Source organism: Streptomyces griseoruber (genome assembly GCF_001514205.1).
Lineage (GTDB): Bacteria > Actinomycetota > Actinomycetes > Streptomycetales > Streptomycetaceae > Streptomyces > Streptomyces griseoruber.
Map to the genome: position 1 here is coordinate 25310 of NZ_KQ948775.1, position 15380 is coordinate 40689.

13 protein-coding genes are annotated in these 15380 nt (G+C 71.2%); 6 read left to right on the forward strand and 7 right to left on the reverse strand.

The window, feature by feature from the left end; all coding sequences use genetic code 11:
- Positions 1-5: 5 nt before the first annotated feature.
- Entirely contained in the window at positions 6-452 is a 447-nt protein-coding gene (locus tag AQJ64_RS29155; RefSeq protein ID WP_055636258.1) for a heat shock protein transcriptional repressor HspR, read from the forward strand.
- Positions 453-513: 61 nt separating this feature from the next.
- Here AQJ64_RS29155 and AQJ64_RS29160 read toward each other — a convergent pair whose 3' ends face one another.
- Entirely contained in the window at positions 514-2217 is a 1704-nt protein-coding gene (locus tag AQJ64_RS29160; RefSeq protein ID WP_055636259.1) for a PA14 domain-containing protein, read from the reverse strand.
- Between the two features lie 311 nt (positions 2218-2528).
- Here AQJ64_RS29160 and AQJ64_RS29165 point away from each other — a divergent pair, with 311 nt between their 5' ends.
- Complete coding sequence (locus AQJ64_RS29165; RefSeq protein ID WP_055636260.1) at positions 2529-3638, forward strand: sugar ABC transporter substrate-binding protein; 1110 nt, start codon at positions 2529-2531, stop codon at positions 3636-3638.
- Between the two features lie 54 nt (positions 3639-3692).
- Here the strand turns inward: AQJ64_RS29165 and AQJ64_RS29170 are convergent, their stop codons facing one another.
- Genes AQJ64_RS29170 through AQJ64_RS29180 form a run of 3 tightly spaced genes read right to left on the reverse strand, consistent with a single transcriptional unit; the run spans position 3693 to position 7014 of the window.
- Complete coding sequence (locus tag AQJ64_RS29170) at positions 3693-4535, reverse strand: transglutaminase family protein (protein WP_055636261.1); 843 nt, start codon at positions 4533-4535, stop codon at positions 3693-3695.
- Positions 4536-4537: 2 nt separating this feature from the next.
- A complete protein-coding gene (locus AQJ64_RS29175) occupies positions 4538-5470 on the reverse strand; it encodes an alpha-E domain-containing protein (RefSeq protein ID WP_055636262.1) in 933 nt (310 codons plus the stop codon).
- Positions 5467-7014: a circularly permuted type 2 ATP-grasp protein gene (locus AQJ64_RS29180; protein WP_055636263.1), complete on the reverse strand. Its 1548-nt coding sequence runs from the start codon at positions 7012-7014 to the stop codon at positions 5467-5469. Before AQJ64_RS29180 ends, AQJ64_RS29175 begins: the two co-directional genes overlap by 4 nt.
- 351 nt (positions 7015-7365) lie before the next feature.
- On the opposite strand from AQJ64_RS29180, the gene AQJ64_RS29185 reads away from it, so the two are divergent.
- Positions 7366-8490 carry a helix-turn-helix transcriptional regulator gene (locus tag AQJ64_RS29185; protein WP_055636264.1) on the forward strand — a complete coding sequence of 375 codons (1125 nt, stop codon included), beginning with the start codon at positions 7366-7368 and terminating at the stop codon, positions 8488-8490.
- Here the strand turns inward: AQJ64_RS29185 and AQJ64_RS29190 are convergent.
- The 3 genes from AQJ64_RS29190 to AQJ64_RS29200 are packed head-to-tail and all read right to left on the reverse strand — an operon-like array spanning position 8435 to position 11400.
- Positions 8435-9442, reverse strand: a complete 1008-nt coding sequence (locus AQJ64_RS29190) for a helix-turn-helix transcriptional regulator (RefSeq protein ID WP_055636265.1) — start codon at positions 9440-9442, stop codon at positions 8435-8437. The genes AQJ64_RS29185 and AQJ64_RS29190 overlap by 56 nt on opposite strands.
- Entirely contained in the window at positions 9439-10428 is a 990-nt protein-coding gene (locus tag AQJ64_RS29195) for a helix-turn-helix transcriptional regulator (RefSeq protein WP_055636266.1), read from the reverse strand. The genes AQJ64_RS29190 and AQJ64_RS29195 overlap by 4 nt, the downstream gene beginning before the upstream one ends.
- Before the next feature lie 27 nt (positions 10429-10455).
- Positions 10456-11400, reverse strand: coding sequence for a helix-turn-helix domain-containing protein (locus tag AQJ64_RS29200; RefSeq protein ID WP_055636267.1), 945 nt, complete (start codon positions 11398-11400; stop codon positions 10456-10458).
- A 350-nt stretch (positions 11401-11750) separates the two neighbouring features.
- On the opposite strand from AQJ64_RS29200, the gene AQJ64_RS29205 reads away from it, so the two are divergent.
- From AQJ64_RS29205 to clpB, 3 genes are all read left to right on the forward strand, one after another.
- A complete protein-coding gene (locus AQJ64_RS29205; RefSeq protein ID WP_055636268.1) occupies positions 11751-12089 on the forward strand; it encodes a Rieske (2Fe-2S) protein in 339 nt (112 codons plus the stop codon).
- A gap of 172 nt (positions 12090-12261) precedes the next feature.
- Entirely contained in the window at positions 12262-12564 is a 303-nt protein-coding gene (locus AQJ64_RS49220; RefSeq protein WP_159060314.1) for a hypothetical protein, read from the forward strand.
- 77 nt (positions 12565-12641) lie between these two features.
- The gene (gene clpB, locus AQJ64_RS29215; RefSeq protein ID WP_055635544.1) at positions 12642-15263 is read left to right on the forward strand and encodes an ATP-dependent chaperone ClpB; all 2622 of its coding nucleotides are present in this window, start codon (positions 12642-12644) and stop codon (positions 15261-15263) included.
- Positions 15264-15380 lie beyond the last annotated feature (117 nt).

A 15380-nucleotide genomic window follows, 5' to 3' on the forward strand; every position in this document is an offset into this window, starting at 1 on the left:
CAGAGATGGACGGCCGTCGGCGTAACCCCTATGAACTGACCCAGGAGACCCCGGTCTACGTCATCTCGGTGGCGGCCCAGCTCTCCGGCCTGCACCCGCAGACACTGCGTCAGTACGACCGGCTGGGCCTGGTCTCCCCCGACCGCACCGCCGGCCGGGGCCGCCGCTACTCGGCCCGCGACATCGAACTGCTGCGCACCGTCCAGCAGTTGTCGCAGGACGAGGGCATCAACCTGGCCGGCATCAAGCGGATCATCGAGCTGGAGAACCAGGTCGCCGCCCTCCAGTCCCGGGTCGCGGAACTCCAGGACGCCCTGGAGGGCGCGGCGACGGCGATGCAGCAGCGCGAGGCAGCGGTCCACGCCTCCTACCGCCGGGACCTGGTCCCGTACCAGGAGGTCCAGCAGACCAGCGCGCTGGTGGTGTGGCGCCCGAAGAAGCCCAAGGACTAGTCATCCGCCCGAAGGGGCCCGGAGTTCTGACTCCGGGCCCCTTCGGCGTGCACCGCGTCCCCTACGGCGCGGTGACCGTCCAGTCGGCCGCCGGGACGGACTCCGTGCCGTCCGCCGAGACCGCGGTGACCCGGTAGAAGGACGCGGTTCCGCGCGGGGCGCCGGTGTCGACGTACTCCGCGGCGCCGCTGGGGAGTTCGGCGATCAGCTCGTAGGCGGAGGTCTGCGGGTTCCAGCGGTGGACGCGGTAGCCGCCCGCCTGGTCCGGGTCGGACGCGTCGAGGCCGTGCCAGGTCAGCCGGTTGCCCTCGTCGCCCTCGGCCGCCTCCGCGGTGAGGGTCAGCGGCGAACCCTCGGGGGTTGCCACGGTCGGTGTCATGTCGAGCTCGGTGGCCGTCACGATCTGGGCCTCGCCGGTCCACGCGAACGACGAGTTCCCGGCGTCGTCGAGGGCGTCGACGACGAAGCAGGACTCCTCACCGTCGGGGAGGGTGGTGTACGCGTACGAGGTGGTGCCGGCGGGCACGGAGTAGCCCGGGTACAGGGAGCACACCTGCTCGTCCCCCTCGTCGCCCCAGAGCTCACCGCGGCGGACCGTGTAACTCTCCAGGTCCGGGGTGGGGTTGGCGTCCCAGTGCACCTCGAAGCCGTACGTGGTGGGAGTGACCGTCACTCCGGTGACGGCGGACGGCGGGGTGACGTCCCGGAGCGTGCCGACCACGCCGGTGGACTGCGCGGACTCGTTGCCCGCCGCGTCCAGCGCGGTGACCCGGTAGTAGTGGCTGGTGCCCTCCACGGCGGTGGAGTCCAGGTAGGAGGTCCGGTCGCTGCTGCCGATGCGGGTGTAGGTGCCGCTCATGCTCGACGCCCGGTACACGTCGTACGACGCCGCCCCCGCGACCTCGCTCCAGGAGACCCGCAGCCCCTCCGGTTCGCTGGCGGTGGGGCGCAGGACGGGCGTGGCGGGGGCGGTCCGGTCGGCCGTGGTGACGGTCCGGGGGGCGGTGCCCGCCGACTCGTTCCCCGCCGTGTCGTAGGCGCGCAGCTCGTAGACGTAGGCCGCGCCGGTCACCGGGAGCGTGGTGTCGGTGTACGTGGTGGAGGCGGTCGAGACCAGCCGGGTCCAGGTGGAGCCGTCGGCGGGGCGCCGGTAGACCCGGTGGCCGGCCAGGTCCATCTCCTTGTTCTTCGTCCAGCTCAGCTTCGCCCGGCCGGTCGCGCCGTCGTAGGCGACCGCGAGGCCGGCCGGGGTGAGGGGTGCGACCTTGTCGACCGCCGCCGAGGTGCGGGGCGTGTAGGCGAACTTGACGTTCGCGCCGCCGGTCCAGTTCACGTAGTCCACGCGGACGGTGTGTCTGCCCTGGGGGACCGTGAGGTTCAGGCTCTTCGTCACCGTCGTGGAGACGTTCCGCCAGACGTCGACCTTGCGGACGCCGTCGAGATAGACGCGGACGCCGTCCTGGGCCGATACCGAGAAGGTGAAGGGGCCGCCGGAGCCGAAGTCGCGGGTCACCGTCCAGCGCACGCCGAAGTTGTTCGTGGGCAGGCCGGAGGCGGGGGCCTTCGCGCCCCAGTTCTCGCTGACCGCCGAGTCGCAGTCGGTCTTCTTCGGAGTGCCCGAAAAGGTGGTGTTCGCGAAGAACTGACGCTTGTACACCGGGGAGGTGCAGCTCGTCGCGGCCGAAGCGGGCGCGGCGGCGAGGGCGGTGAGGAGGCCGCCGGTCGTGGTGAGCACCACAGCCGTCGCGAGTCTGGCTGGCTTCATTCGATCCTCTGGTCGGGAAGGGCAGGCGTGTACGGGAAACCGCCTGTCGTGATCACGACTCGCGAGAACCGGCCTTGGTTGTACGGCTCTTTGCCTGCTGGTGACGTCCGCTTGGGGAGAGACCGTAAAGGGAGGTCCGTACCCTCTTCGCTCCGTCTCCATGCGTCTTCACCCGCTGAGCGGAGGGTGATGTTGTTACTTCGTTAAGCAGTTCGGCTTGACTCCGGTGGCCGCCGCCGCGTTGGCTTTTGGGACAACTGGGTCAACATGTCGCACCCAGGCACCGGAACGCACCTGAAGTGAGCCCCTCCATGCGTCGTATCGCCATAGCTGTGGTCGCCTCCACGATGTCCCTCTCGCTCGCCGGATGCGGGATGCTGGGGGCCTCGGAGGACAGCAGCTCAGCGACACCGACCCGTACGAACGACATCACCATCGGTGTGCTGATGCCGGAGACGACGAACACCCGGTACGCGGAGTTCGACTACCCGATCATCAAGAGGAAGGTCGCCGCCCTCACGAGCAACAAGGGCAAGACCGTGTACGCGAACGCGGAAGCCAGCGTCAAGAAGCAGAACGCCCAGATGCAGAAGATGATCGACGACAAGGTCGACTGCATCCTGCTCGACGCCGTCGACTCCCACAAGATCGCTCCCATGGTGAAGAAGGCCAAGGAGGCGAACATCCCGGTCATCGCCTACGACCGGCTCGCCGAGGGCCCGATCGACGCGTACGTCTCCTTCGACAACGAACTCGTCGGCGAGGTGCAGGGCCGTGCCATCACCGAGGCGCTCGGCTCGGCCGACACCTCCGACCAGATCGTCATGATCAACGGCTCGCCCACCGACCCGAACGCCGCCCAGTTCAAGGCGGGGGCGATGGACGAGCTCAGCGGCCGGGTGACCATCGCCGCGACCTACGACACCGCGGGCTGGAAGCCGGACATCGCCCAGGCCAGCATGACCAAGGCGATCCAGAAGATCGGCAAGGACAACATCGCGGCCGTCTACTCCGCCAACGACGCCATGGCCGGCGGCGTCATCAAGGCCCTGGAGGCCGCGGGCGTCAGCGACAGCAACCTGCCCCCCATCACCGGCCAGGACGCCGAGCTGCCGGCCGTGCAGCGGATCGTCAGCGGCGAGCAGTACATGACCGTCTACAAGCCGTACGCCGGTGAGGCGGAGGCCGCGGCCGAGGCGGCCGTCGCCAAGGTCCAGGGCCGTGAGCTCCAGTTCGAGGCGCTCACCCGCGACAAGGTCAGCAGCCCGACCGACAAGGACATCCCGGCCAAGCTGGTGACGGTGGTCGCGCTCACCAAGAGCAACATCAAGACGACCGTCATCGCGGACGGCATCTACAAGGTCTCCGACATCTGCACCGCGAAGTACAAGACGGCCTGCGACGCCATCAACCTGAAGTAGGCGGCGGGGCCCGGCGGGCGCCCCCCGCACAGGGGGGACCCCGCCGTGGGCCCGTCACCCCACCCGCGTGAACTCCACCGTCACCTCCGGCGGGCCGCCGGCCACGCCCCGGTAGATCCCCTTGTGCGGGGTGACGTCGTCGTAGTCGCGGCCCCGGCCGACCACCACGTGGGACTCGTCGGCGCGGGTCCGGTTGGTCGGGTCGTAGCCGTACCAGTCGCCCGCCCAGTACTCGATCCAGGCATGGCTCTGCCCGGCCACCGGGCGGTGCAGCTCCGCCTCCCGCTCGGGGTGGAGATAGCCGGAGACGTACCGGGCGGGCAGCCCCAGACCGCGCAGCAGCGCGATCGACACATGCGCGATGTCCTGGCAGACGCCCGCGCCCTGCTCCCAGGCCTCCGCCGCCGAGGTGTTCACACCGGTGGTGCCGGGGAGGTACGCCACCCGGTCGGCGACCAGGCCGGAGACGGTCACCGCCGTCGCGTGCGGGTCCAGGCCCGCCGCGGCCTTCCGCGCCTTCTTCACCAGCTTCGGCGGGACGGTCGTACGGACCGTCGGGGCGGCGAACTCCAGCAGCCGGGAGCCGGCGACCCGGCCGGCGATCTCCGGCCAGCCGGGGGCCGGGGGCAGCTCGCCCGGCGGTGCCGTCTCGACCAGGCTGGAGGCCGTGATCGTGAGATCGGCGTGCGGGTCCATCAGCTCGAAGGCGGTGACCTGAGTGCCCCAGTAGTCCCAGTACGACCAGGTGGAGGCCGCCGGACGGATCGTCACCCGGGAATCCAGCGTGGTCTGTCCGGGCAGGGTCAGGGGGGTCATCCGGACCTCGTTGTGCGAGGAGACCGCGGCCTGCGCGTAGGAGACGCGGGTGGTGTGCTCGATGCGGAGCCTGCGGGTCATGCTCAGACTCCTTCCTGGGCCCACACGACGGGCCCCTGGTACGGGAAGAACCGCTCGGCGACCGCCTCCGCCGAGGCCATGCAGGCGGTCTGGAGATCCCGCAGGAGCAGCGGCAACTGGTCCTCCAGGGCCTGGGTGTCGAGGTACTCCAGGCGGGTGCGCAGCCCGCCGATGGGGCGGCGGGCCGGGTCCTGGCGGGGGCGGCCGAGCGCGGACAGGCACTCCTCCGCCGTGGTCAGCGCGTGCAGCGCCGAGCGCGGGAAGTCCCGGTCGAGCAGCAGGAACTCGGCGACGCGCGCCGTGTCCCCGAAGCCTCCGTACACCCGCGCGAACGCCTCGTCGGCGCCGGACGCGCTCAGCAGCGTCGGCCAGTCCGGCGCGTGCACGGCGTCCAGGACGCGCACCGACAGCAGCCGTACGGTCATGTCCACCCGTTCCAGGCTCCGGCCCAGGACGACGAACCGCCAGGAGTCGTCCCGGCTCATCGTGGAGTCGGCCAGGCCGAAGAAGAGCGCGGCACGGCTGCGGACCAGTTCCAGATAGCCGTACGGGCCCGTGCGGCGGGCGGCGCGGCGCTGGTCGGCGAGGGCGTGCCAGGTGGCGTTCAGGCACTCCCACATGGCCGAGGAGACGGCCTCACGGGCGCTGCGGGCGTTGAGCCGGGCGGCGCCCAGGGCGCCTTCGATCGAGCCGGTCGAGCGGGCGTCGAACGCCAGTTGGTCGAGGACCTGCTGCATGTCGACCGGTGCGCGGCCCGCGTCCATGCCGAGGATCGCGTACAGCGACCGGCAGGCCAGGTCCTCGTCGCGCCAGGGGTCCTCCAGCATGCGGTGGAGGTAGGCGTCGAGGATGCGCGCGGTGGCGTCGGCCCGTTCGACATAGCGGCCGGTCCAGGTCAGCGCCTCCGCGATGCGGGAGAGGATCACGTCGTTCACTGCTGCTGCGCCCCTTCCGGTACGAGGGTGGGGGTCCCGTCGGGGCCGAGCTGGCGGGGGACGACGGACGGGAGCGTGCCGTCCTCGGCGCTGCGGGAGGGACCCTCGACAGGCCCCTCGGCGAGCACCCAGGTGTCCTTGGAGCCGCCGCCCTGGCTGGAGTTGACGATCAGGTTGCCCTCCTGGAGGGCGACCCGGGTCAGCCCGCCGGGCAGGACCCAGACCTCGTTGCCGTCGTTGACGGCGAACGGGCGCAGGTCGATGTGGCGGGGGGCCATGCGTTCGCCGGCCAGGGTGGGGGAGGTGGACAGGGCGACGGGCCGCTGGGCGATGAAGCCGCGCGGATCGGCGGCGACCGCCCTGCGGGTCTTCTCCAGGGTCTTCGCGTCGGCCTTCGGGCCGATGACGATGCCCTGCCCGCCCGCGCCGTCGACCGGTTTGACGACCAGCTGGTCGATCTGGTCGAGGACGGCCTCCAGCTGGCCCGGTTCGTCGGGGCGGTACGACTCGACGTTGGGGAGAATCGGTTCCTCGCCGAGGTAGTACCGGATCAGGTCCGGGACGTACGTGTAGAGCAGCTTGTCGTCGGCTACGCCGTTGCCGACCGCGTTGGCGAGGGTGACGTTCCCGGCCGTGGCCGCGCTCAGGATGCCCGGGCAGCCGATCACCGAGTCGGGGCGGAAGTGGAGCGGGTCGAGGAAGTCGTCGTCGAGCCGCCGGTAGACCACGTGGACGGGCACCTCGCCCCGGGTGGTGCGCATCCACACCCGGTTGTTGCGGCAGACCAGGTCGTGCCCCTCCACCAGCTGCACGCCCATCAGCCGCGCCAGCAGCGCGTGCTCGAAGTACGCGGCGTTGCTGGGGCCCGGGGTGAGGACCACGACCCGGGGGTCGGCGGTCCGCTCGGGCGCGGCGGCCCGCAGCGCGGCCAGCAGCCGTGCCGGGTAGCCGTCGACGGGCACGACGTGCTGCCCGTCGAAGAGCGAGGGGAACACCCGGGTCATCGCCCGCCGGTTCTCGATGACGTACGACACCCCGCTGGGCACCCGTACGTTGTCCTCGAGGACCCGGAAGTCCCCGGCCTCGTCGCGCACCAGGTCGATGCCCGCGACATGGATGCGGACCCCGTTCGGGGGCTCCACCCCGTGGGCGGCGCGGTGGAAGTGCGGGGAGGTCAGCAGCAGCCGCCAGGGGACGACACCGTCCTCGAAGGCCCGGCACGGCCCGTAGGCGTCGGCGAGATAGGCCTCCAGGGCCCTGACCCGCTGCCCGACCCCGCGTTGTATGAAATCCCACTCGAGCGCGTCGAGGATCCTCGGCACGAGGTCCAGCGGCCAGGGCCGCTCCTCGCCCGCGAAGGCGTAGGTCACGCCTCGATCGGTGAACGAACGGGCCATCTGGTCTGCTCGGAAGCGCAGTTCACCTGGTTCGATCGGCTGGAGCGCCGCCAGTACCGGCTCGTAGGCGGTCCTGACCTCACCCGGCCGTTCGAACATCTCGTCCCACGCGTCGGCCAACGCGTATGCGTCAAATATGTCCGCCATGGCCTGACGTTAAGTGCGGGACGTAACAGGGCGATCACCCGGCGGTTTCCGGGAACGCACGCCTCCGCAAGGGGTTCCCCGGGTCCGGCCGGGCTCCCCCGTCGTCCGGCCGGACCGACCCGGGTGGAGAGCACCCGGGGGGAAGTGGAATCAACGATGCCCGCCTCCTCTGGCGTGCGCCACCATCAGCTTGTTGCAGTGCGAGGGGCGGAGGCCGGGAGAAACCCGGGTATATGAGGGGTTTTCCGCTGCCGTGGCCGGGGGAGCCGTGTTGCGGAGCCGGTCCGCGCCGCGCATAGTGGCGTCCCGGAAGGCGCGTCAGAGAGGTGTCAGGCGGGGGTGGGATGGGCGATGGCCGGGCACGGGACGGAGGAGCATCCTCACGGTGCTGACCGACTGTGCGGGGCCGGGGATCGCGTGTATTCCCGGGCCGTACGGCGCGGACGCGTGCCGCGGTGCGACGCCGAGCAGGTTCCCTGTCTGCTGGAGCTGGCCCTGCTCCACCCCGATCCCGACGACATGGAGTGGCTGGTGCCGACCTCCCCGCAGGAGGTCATGACCCGGCTGCTGCGCGGGCTGCACGACGAGGTGAGCGCCAGCGAGCGGCGGATGGGCTCGGCCGTCGCCGCCTTCGAGTGGTACTCCGGTCTCGGCGGCCCCACGCCGGGCGCGCGGGCCCAGGAGGGCGCGGCGATCCGGGTCCTGGACGGGTCCTCGCGCATCCAGGCGGCGCTGGACCAGGCGACCGAGGCGTGTACGACCGAGGTGCTGACGGTGCAGCCGGGCGGCATCCGGCGTGAGCACGAACTGTCGGAGGGTCTGCACCGGGCGCTGGAGCTGCGCGGCCGGGGCGTGCGGATGCGCGATCTGTACAACCATGTGGCCCGGCACGGTCAGGGCCTGCTGAACTACCTGGAGCTGATGGGTGACGCGGTGGAGGCCCGCACCCTGGACGAGGTCGTCGACCGGCTGATCCTCTTCGACCGCAAGGTGGCCTTCATCCCGGCGAACGCCGACCGCACGATGGCGCTGGAGCTGCGCCACCCGGCCCTGGTCGCCTATCTGGTGACCGTCTTCGAGCGGCTGTGGCGGCTCGCGATCCCGCTCGGCGCCCAGCTCCCGGAGACCCGTGTCGAGGGCGTCTCGCACCGCGAGCAGTCCATCGCCGCGCTGCTGGCGGAGGGGCACCAGGACGCGGTGATCGCCGAGCGCCTCGGGATCAGCGTCCGTACCTGCCGGGCCCATATCGCCCGTCTCTCGGAGACCCTGGGCGCGGCGAGCCGGACCCAGCTGGGGGTGCGGATCGCGCAGGTGGGTCTGGACGGACCGGTGGAGGCGAGCGGGCCCGGCGCTCCGGTGGCGGGCGCGGTGCCGGGTCAGGTCCCCGGCCCGGGGACCGGGACCGGGGCCGGGGCCGGGGTCACCGAGGTGCTTCCGGATGCCCTTCCTGGTCGAGGATCCCCGACCGGGCGATGAGGTAGCCGAGCTGGGCGCGGCTCTCGCTGCCGAGGCCGGCGGCGAGTTTGGCGATGTGGACGCGGGCGGTGCGGATGTTCATGCCGAGGCGCGCGGCGATCACGGAATCGGTGTGGCCCTCCACCAGGAGGGTGGCGATGGCCCGCTGACGGGGGGTCACCCCGTTGAGGGAGGGGCGCTGCACGGCCTGGGGGTACATCGGGGTGGCCAGCCGCCAGAAGCGGTCGAACGCCGTGGCCAGGAAGGCGATCAGGGCGGGCTGGCGGACCTCCAGGGCGAGGGTGCCGTCCTCGTTGGCGGGGAGGAAGGCCACGGTGCGGTCGACGACGAGCAGGCGGTCGGTGACCTCGTCGAGGCCGCGGGCCTCGGCGTCGCCGCTCAGCAGCTCGTAGTGGCCGATGATGACGTGGATGTGCCGGGTGGTGTGCTGGTAGAGGGTGCGGATCCGGCAGCCGCGGTCGAGCACGGCCTGGTCGCGCCGGCGGGCGATCTCCATGGACGCGGCGGCCCGTTCGGTGTCGAGGCCGGTCCGCGGCTGGATGCACAGCAGTTCCTCGCGCATCTCGTCCATGGCCTCGCTGATGGCCTGGTTGATCTGCTCGTTGCCGCTGAGGATGCGCAGGGAGGCGGACTCCGCGGGGGCGGTGTGGCTGCCGGTGAGCCGCATGAGGGGTTCGAAGAGCGTGGCCAGCCGCTCCTCGTGGCGCCGTTCCTCGGCGATCCGGGCCGCGGAGGCGTTCAGCCGGCGGTGCAGGGCGACCGCGGGGGCGACGGGCTCCAGTCGGCGCAGATCGTCGACGGCCGGGTGGAGGAGGCCCAGGTCGAGCAGGCAGGGGGCGGTCTCGGCGTCGCCGGCGGCGAGGTGGCCCTCGCGCAGGGCGCGTTCGTAGAGGCGGCTGCCCTGGGCACAGAGTTCTGCCACGCCGTGGTGGGGGTGCTGCGGCGCGTTCACGTCGGGTCTCTTTCCTGGTCGAGGATTCCTGAGCGTGCGATGAGGTAGCCGAGCTGGGCGCGGCTCTCGCTGCCGAGGCCGGCGGCGAGTTTGGCGATGTGGACGCGGGCGGTGCGGACGTTCATGCCGAGGCGGTCGGCGATCACGGAGTCGGTGTGGCCTTCGACCAGGAGGGTGGCGATGGCTCGCTGACGCGGGGTGACGCCGTTCAGGGTGGGCTGCCGCACGGCCTCGGGGTACATCGGGGTGGCCAGGCGCCAGAGGTGTTCGAAGGTGGCGGCGAAGTACCGGATGAGCGTGGGGTGGCGTACTTCGAGGGCGAGGGTGCGGTCCTTGTTGGCCGGGACGAAGGCGACGGAGCGGTCGAGCAGGATGAGCCGGTCGGTGACCTCGTCGAGGGTGCGGGCCTCGACGTCGCCGCGGATCTGCTCGTAGCGTGCCGCGATGGTCGGGGCGTGCCGCAGGGTGTGCTGGTAGAGCGTGCGGATCCGGCCGCCGCGGTCCAGGAAGGCCTGGTCGCGTGCCATGGGGAGGAGGTGTACGACCGGTGGTCTGTTGATGTGGGCGGTGTGCGGCTGGATGCACCGCATGTCCCGGCGGGCCTCGGCCATGGCGGAGGTGATGGCGTCGTTGATGCGGTCCTGGCCGCTCAGGACGCTGACGGCGGGCGCCTCGGGTTCGACCGTGCGGCCCCGGGGGAGCCGCAGCAGCGGTTCGAAGGTCTCCACCAGCCGTGCCGTGTGCCGCCGTTCGTCCGCGACGCGGTCCGCGAGGGAGCGCAGCGCGCGGTGCAGGGCGACGGCGGGCGGTACGGGTTCCAGCAGGCCGGGGTCGTCGCGGTCCGGCCGCAGCAGTCCCGCGGCGAGCAGGCAGGGGGTGTCCTCGGCCTCGGCCCGGGTCACCCGGTCCCCGCGCAGGGCGCGGGCGTAGAGCCCCAGTCCCGGCTCGCACATCTCCTCGGCGTGCTGGTGCACCTCGCTCGTCATCCGCGCCCTCTTCGGAAGCTCGTCACCTCACTCGTCCCGGTCCAGGATCCCTGACTGCGCGATCAGGTAGCCGAGCTGGGCCCGGCTGCCGCTGCCCAGGGCGGTGGCGAGTTTGGCGATGTGGGCGCGGCAGGTGCGGACGTTCATCCCCAGCCGGCGGGCGATGGCCTCGTCGACATGGCCCTCGACGAGGAGTTTGGCGATGGAGTGCTGGATGTCGGTGAGGCCGTCGGGGGCGGTCTCGTACGGCGCGCCGGCGCTCAGCGGAACGGCCCGGTTCCACATGAACTCGAACACCTTGATGAGGTAGCGGACCAGCCCGGCGTGGCGGATCTCCAGGGCGACCTGGCGGTCGTCGCGGATCGGGATGAACGCCACCGTCTCGTCGCAGATGATCAGCCGCTCGACCAGTTCGTCGATGGTGCGGTACTCCGCCTTGCCGTCGGCGAACTGGTCCACCCAGGCGAGCCGTTCCGGGCTGTACCGGGCCGTGTGCTGGTAGAGGGTCCGGATCCGCACGCCGCGTTCGATCAGCGGCTTGTCGCGCTCCAGCGCCTCGATGAGCCTGCCCTCGGGGTGGCGGTGGCTCGGCTGGATCGAGAGCACTTCGTTCTGGCACTGAGAGGCGGCCAGGTCCAGGGCCGCGTTGATGTGGTCGAGGCCTTCGAGCAGGGTGATCGAGGGGGTGGAGGTCGTCGGCGGGGCGCTGAGCGTCATGAACGGCTCGAACGCCTCGGCCAGCTCGACGGAGAGCCGTCTGCGCTCGGTGATCTCGCGTTCGAGGGGGTTGAGCCGCTGGGCCAGGGCGACCGAGGGGGGAACCGGACGCAGCCAGTTCGCGTCATCGGCGTCGGGGTACAGCAGAGCGAGCTCCAGCAGGCAGGGGGCGGGCTCCACGTCCACGCGGGCGATGCGTCCGGTGCGAAGTGCGTCCGCGTATAGGCGGCTTCCTTCCTCGCACAGGGCGGTCATGGCATGGGGATGTGTCCCTTTTATTCGATTCGTTGCCAAATCTCCACCCCCCAGGGTCCTGAACATGCAGGAACATGATGCACCGATCGTGTGGCCATGACGTGCCCGAATGAGCCATCGTCTTACTCGACGGGGGAAAGGGGAACTTCAAGTGAGGACGAAGCCGAATATGCGGAACAAAATGCTTCGCTCAGTACTTGTCGCCGCCTTCTCCGCCGTTCTGGCCTTCGGAGCGCTGGCCGGCCTGTCCGGCGGGAGCAGCGAGCCGCAGCACGACACGGCGTGGTCGGCCGCGGCCGCTGGCGACGAGGATGCTTCTGTCTACCCGGCAGACACCGCGTGGAGCTGACGTGAGTACACCACCCGACGACCGCTCCTTCCGCCGCGAGATGGCCACCGCCTACCGCTCCGGCTGGCACTTCATCGACCTGGTCACCGCCATCCCCCACAGTGGTGACTCGTTGATGGTGACCGTGTTCGGAGAACCGGTGGTCGTCACGCGGGACGAGGAGGACGACGTCCGGGCCTATCGGTGCCTGCGGCGGCCCCGGGGGGCGCCGCAGCCCGTACGGTGCGCGATCCGGTACGGAATGATCTTCGTGAACCTGGATCGGCGTGACCACCAGTTGGCGGAACCGGCTCCCCAGGCCGCTCCGCACACCATCTCAGCCACCCCCCGCAGTGCCTGACGCGATTCCCCCGTCGTAACAGATCGCCTCAGGCGCTTCCCCCCGCAGCGGCGTCACCGTGACCTGAACACGGTGACGCCGCTGCAGTTTTGTGGGGACATTTCACCGTATCGGCGATTTTCGGAACCCCTGTGCCGTGGCCGGAAAACGCCGTACGGTGCGGGTGCCGGGTTTGGATCAGCCCGGGCCCGTCACCCCTGTCGCCGCCTCTGTTGCCGCCCCTGTCACCGCCCCGCGCTGCCCCGCCCCGCGCCGCCCCGCCCTGCTCTCCTGTCCCGTCCTGGCCTCCTGCCCCGCCCTGCCCTCCTGTCCCGTCCTGGCCTCCTGCCCCGTCCTGGCCTCCTGTCCCGCCCTGCTCTCCTGCCCCGTCCTGGCCTCCTGTCCCGCCCTGGCCTCCTGTCCCGCCCTGGCCTCCTGTCCCGCCCTGCTCTCCTGCCCCGTCCTGGCCTCCTGCCCCGTCCTGGCCAAACCTTGAGCGGAATAGACTCAACTTTGTGTACGCTGGCAGAGTCAGACAAGGGAGACGGCTGACGCAAGGAGGAGACAGCGAACGTGGACGCCGAGCTGACCAACCGGAGCCGGGACGCGATCAACGCGGCCAGTAACCGTGCCGTGTCGGGGGGACACCCCGACCTCACCCCTGCCCACCTGCTGCTTGCGCTGCTCCAGGGGCAGGACAACGAGAACATCGTGGATCTTCTCGCCGCGGTCGGCGCCGACCAGGCTGCCGTGCGCGCGGGAGCCGAGCATGTGCTCGCCGGTCTGCCCAGCGTGACCGGCACCACCGTGGCGCCCCCGCAGCCCAACCGCGAGCTGCTCGCCGTGATCGCCGACGCGCAGGCGCGGGCGAAGGAGCTGGGCGACGAGTTCCTCTCCACCGAACACCTGCTGATCGGCACCGCCGCGAAGGGCGGCCGGGCCGCCGACGTGCTCGGCCGGCACGGCGCCGGCCCGGACCGGCTCCAGGACGCCTTCCGCAAGGCCCGCGGCGGCCGCCGGGTCACCACCGCCGACCCCGAGGGCCAGTACAAGGCCCTGGAGAAGTTCGGCACCGACTTCACCGCCGCCGCCCGCGACGGCAAGCTCGACCCGGTCATCGGCCGGGACCAGGAGATCCGCCGCGTCGTGCAGGTCCTCTCCCGCCGTACCAAGAACAACCCCGTCCTCATCGGCGAGCCCGGTGTCGGCAAGACCGCCGTCGTCGAGGGACTCGCCCAGCGCATCGTGAAGGGCGACGTGCCGGAGTCGCTGAAGGACAAGCGGCTGGTCTCCCTCGACCTCGGCGCCATGGTCGCCGGCGCCAAGTACCGGGGCGAGTTCGAGGAGCGCCTGAAGACCGTCCTCGCCGAGATCAAGGAGAGCGACGGCCAGATCATCACCTTCATCGACGAACTGCACACGGTCGTCGGCGCGGGCGCCGGCGGCGACTCCGCGATGGACGCCGGCAACATGCTCAAGCCGATGCTCGCCCGCGGTGAGCTGCGCATGGTCGGCGCGACCACGCTCGACGAGTACCGCGAGCGCATCGAGAAGGACCCCGCCCTGGAGCGCCGCTTCCAGCAGGTGCTGGTCGCGGAGCCGACCGTCGAGGACACCATCGCGATCCTGCGCGGACTGAAGGGCCGCTACGAGGCCCACCACAAGGTCCAGATCGCCGACAGCGCGCTGGTCGCGGCCGCGACCCTCTCCGACCGGTACATCACCTCCCGCTTCCTGCCCGACAAGGCCATCGACCTCGTCGACGAGGCCGCCTCCCGCCTCCGGATGGAGATCGACTCCTCGCCCGTCGAGATCGACGAGCTCCAGCGGTCCGTGGACCGGCTGAAGATGGAGGAGCTGGCCATCGGCAAGGAGACCGACGCCGCCTCCCGCGAACGCCTGGAGAAGCTGCGCCGCGACCTCGCCGACAAGGAGGAGGAGCTGCGCGGCCTGACCGCCCGCTGGGAGAAGGAGAAGCAGTCCCTCAACCGGGTCGGCGAGCTGAAGGAGAAGCTCGACGAACTGCGCGGCCAGGCCGAGCGCGCCCAGCGCGAGGCCGACTTCGACACCGCCGGCAAGCTGCTGTACGGCGAGATCCCGGCCCTGGAGCGCGACCTGGAGGCCGCCACCGAGGCCGAGGAGGCGTTGACATCCACCGCCTCCGGCGGGGGCGCCAAGGGCACCATGGTCAAGGAGGAGGTCGGCTCGGACGACATCGCCGACGTCGTCGCCGCCTGGACCGGCATCCCGGCGGGCCGCCTCCTGGAGGGCGAGACGCAGAAGCTGCTCCGCATGGAGGCCGAGCTGGGCCGCCGGCTGATCGGCCAGTCGGAGGCCGTCCAGGCCGTCTCGGACGCCGTACGCCGCTCCCGCGCGGGCATCGCCGACCCCGACCGCCCGACCGGCTCCTTCCTCTTCCTCGGCCCCACGGGCGTCGGCAAGACCGAGCTGGCCAAGGCCCTCGCCGACTTCCTCTTCGACGACGAGCGGGCCATGATCCGGATCGACATGTCGGAGTACGGCGAGAAGCACAGCGTCGCCCGGCTCGTCGGCGCGCCCCCCGGATACGTCGGCTACGAGGAGGGCGGCCAGCTCACGGAGGCGGTCCGCCGCCGCCCGTACAGCGTGGTCCTCCTGGACGAGGTCGAGAAGGCCCACCCCGAGGTCTTCGACGTCCTCCTCCAGGTCCTCGACGACGGCCGCCTCACCGACGGCCAGGGCCGTACGGTCGACTTCCGCAACGCGATCCTCGTCCTGACCTCGAACCTGGGCAGCCAGTACCTGGTCGACCCGGTCTCCACGGAGGAGGAGAAGAAGGAACAGGTCCTGGAGGTGGTGCGGGCCTCCTTCAAGCCGGAGTTCCTCAACCGCCTCGACGACCTGGTCGTCTTCTCGGCCCTGTCCAAGGACGAGCTGGGCCGGATCGCCCGTCTCCAGATCGACCGCCTCGCCCGCCGCCTCGCCGACCGCCGCCTCACCCTGGAGGTCACCGAAGCGGCCCTCGCCTGGCTCGCCGACGAGGGCAACGACCCCGCCTATGGCGCCCGCCCGCTGCGCCGACTGGTCCAGACGGCCATCGGCGACCGCCTCGCCAGGGAGATCCTCTCCGGCGAGATCAAGGACGGCGACACGGTCCGCGTGGACACCTTCGGCGAGGGCCTGATCGTGGGCCCGAAGACCGGCAAGACGCTGTAGGCACGCCGGGCCGCACGCTCTCAGCGGAATTGCGCCAACCGGAGGTGAACCGTGGGGGGCGGGGCTTGCCACCCCCCTCCCCGGATGAGGGAGGATGGCGGGATCCGTACGAAGGGA

What these genes read in the sequence shown, in the direction of transcription:
- AQJ64_RS29155 (WP_055636258.1), top strand. Translation starts at nt 6, where the DNA reads ATGGACGGCCGTCGGCGTAACCCCTATGAACTGACCCAGGAGACCCCG.
- AQJ64_RS29160 (WP_055636259.1), bottom strand. Translation starts at nt 2,217, where the DNA reads ATGAAGCCAGCCAGACTCGCGACGGCTGTGGTGCTCACCACGACCGGC.
- AQJ64_RS29165 (WP_055636260.1), top strand. Translation starts at nt 2,529, where the DNA reads ATGCGTCGTATCGCCATAGCTGTGGTCGCCTCCACGATGTCCCTCTCG.
- AQJ64_RS29170 (WP_055636261.1), bottom strand. Translation starts at nt 4,535, where the DNA reads ATGACCCGCAGGCTCCGCATCGAGCACACCACCCGCGTCTCCTACGCG.
- AQJ64_RS29180 (WP_055636263.1), bottom strand. Translation starts at nt 7,014, where the DNA reads ATGGCGGACATATTTGACGCATACGCGTTGGCCGACGCGTGGGACGAG.
- AQJ64_RS29185 (WP_055636264.1), top strand. Translation starts at nt 7,366, where the DNA reads ATGGCCGGGCACGGGACGGAGGAGCATCCTCACGGTGCTGACCGACTG.
- AQJ64_RS29195 (WP_055636266.1), bottom strand. Translation starts at nt 10,428, where the DNA reads ATGACGAGCGAGGTGCACCAGCACGCCGAGGAGATGTGCGAGCCGGGA.
- AQJ64_RS29200 (WP_055636267.1), bottom strand. Translation starts at nt 11,400, where the DNA reads ATGACCGCCCTGTGCGAGGAAGGAAGCCGCCTATACGCGGACGCACTT.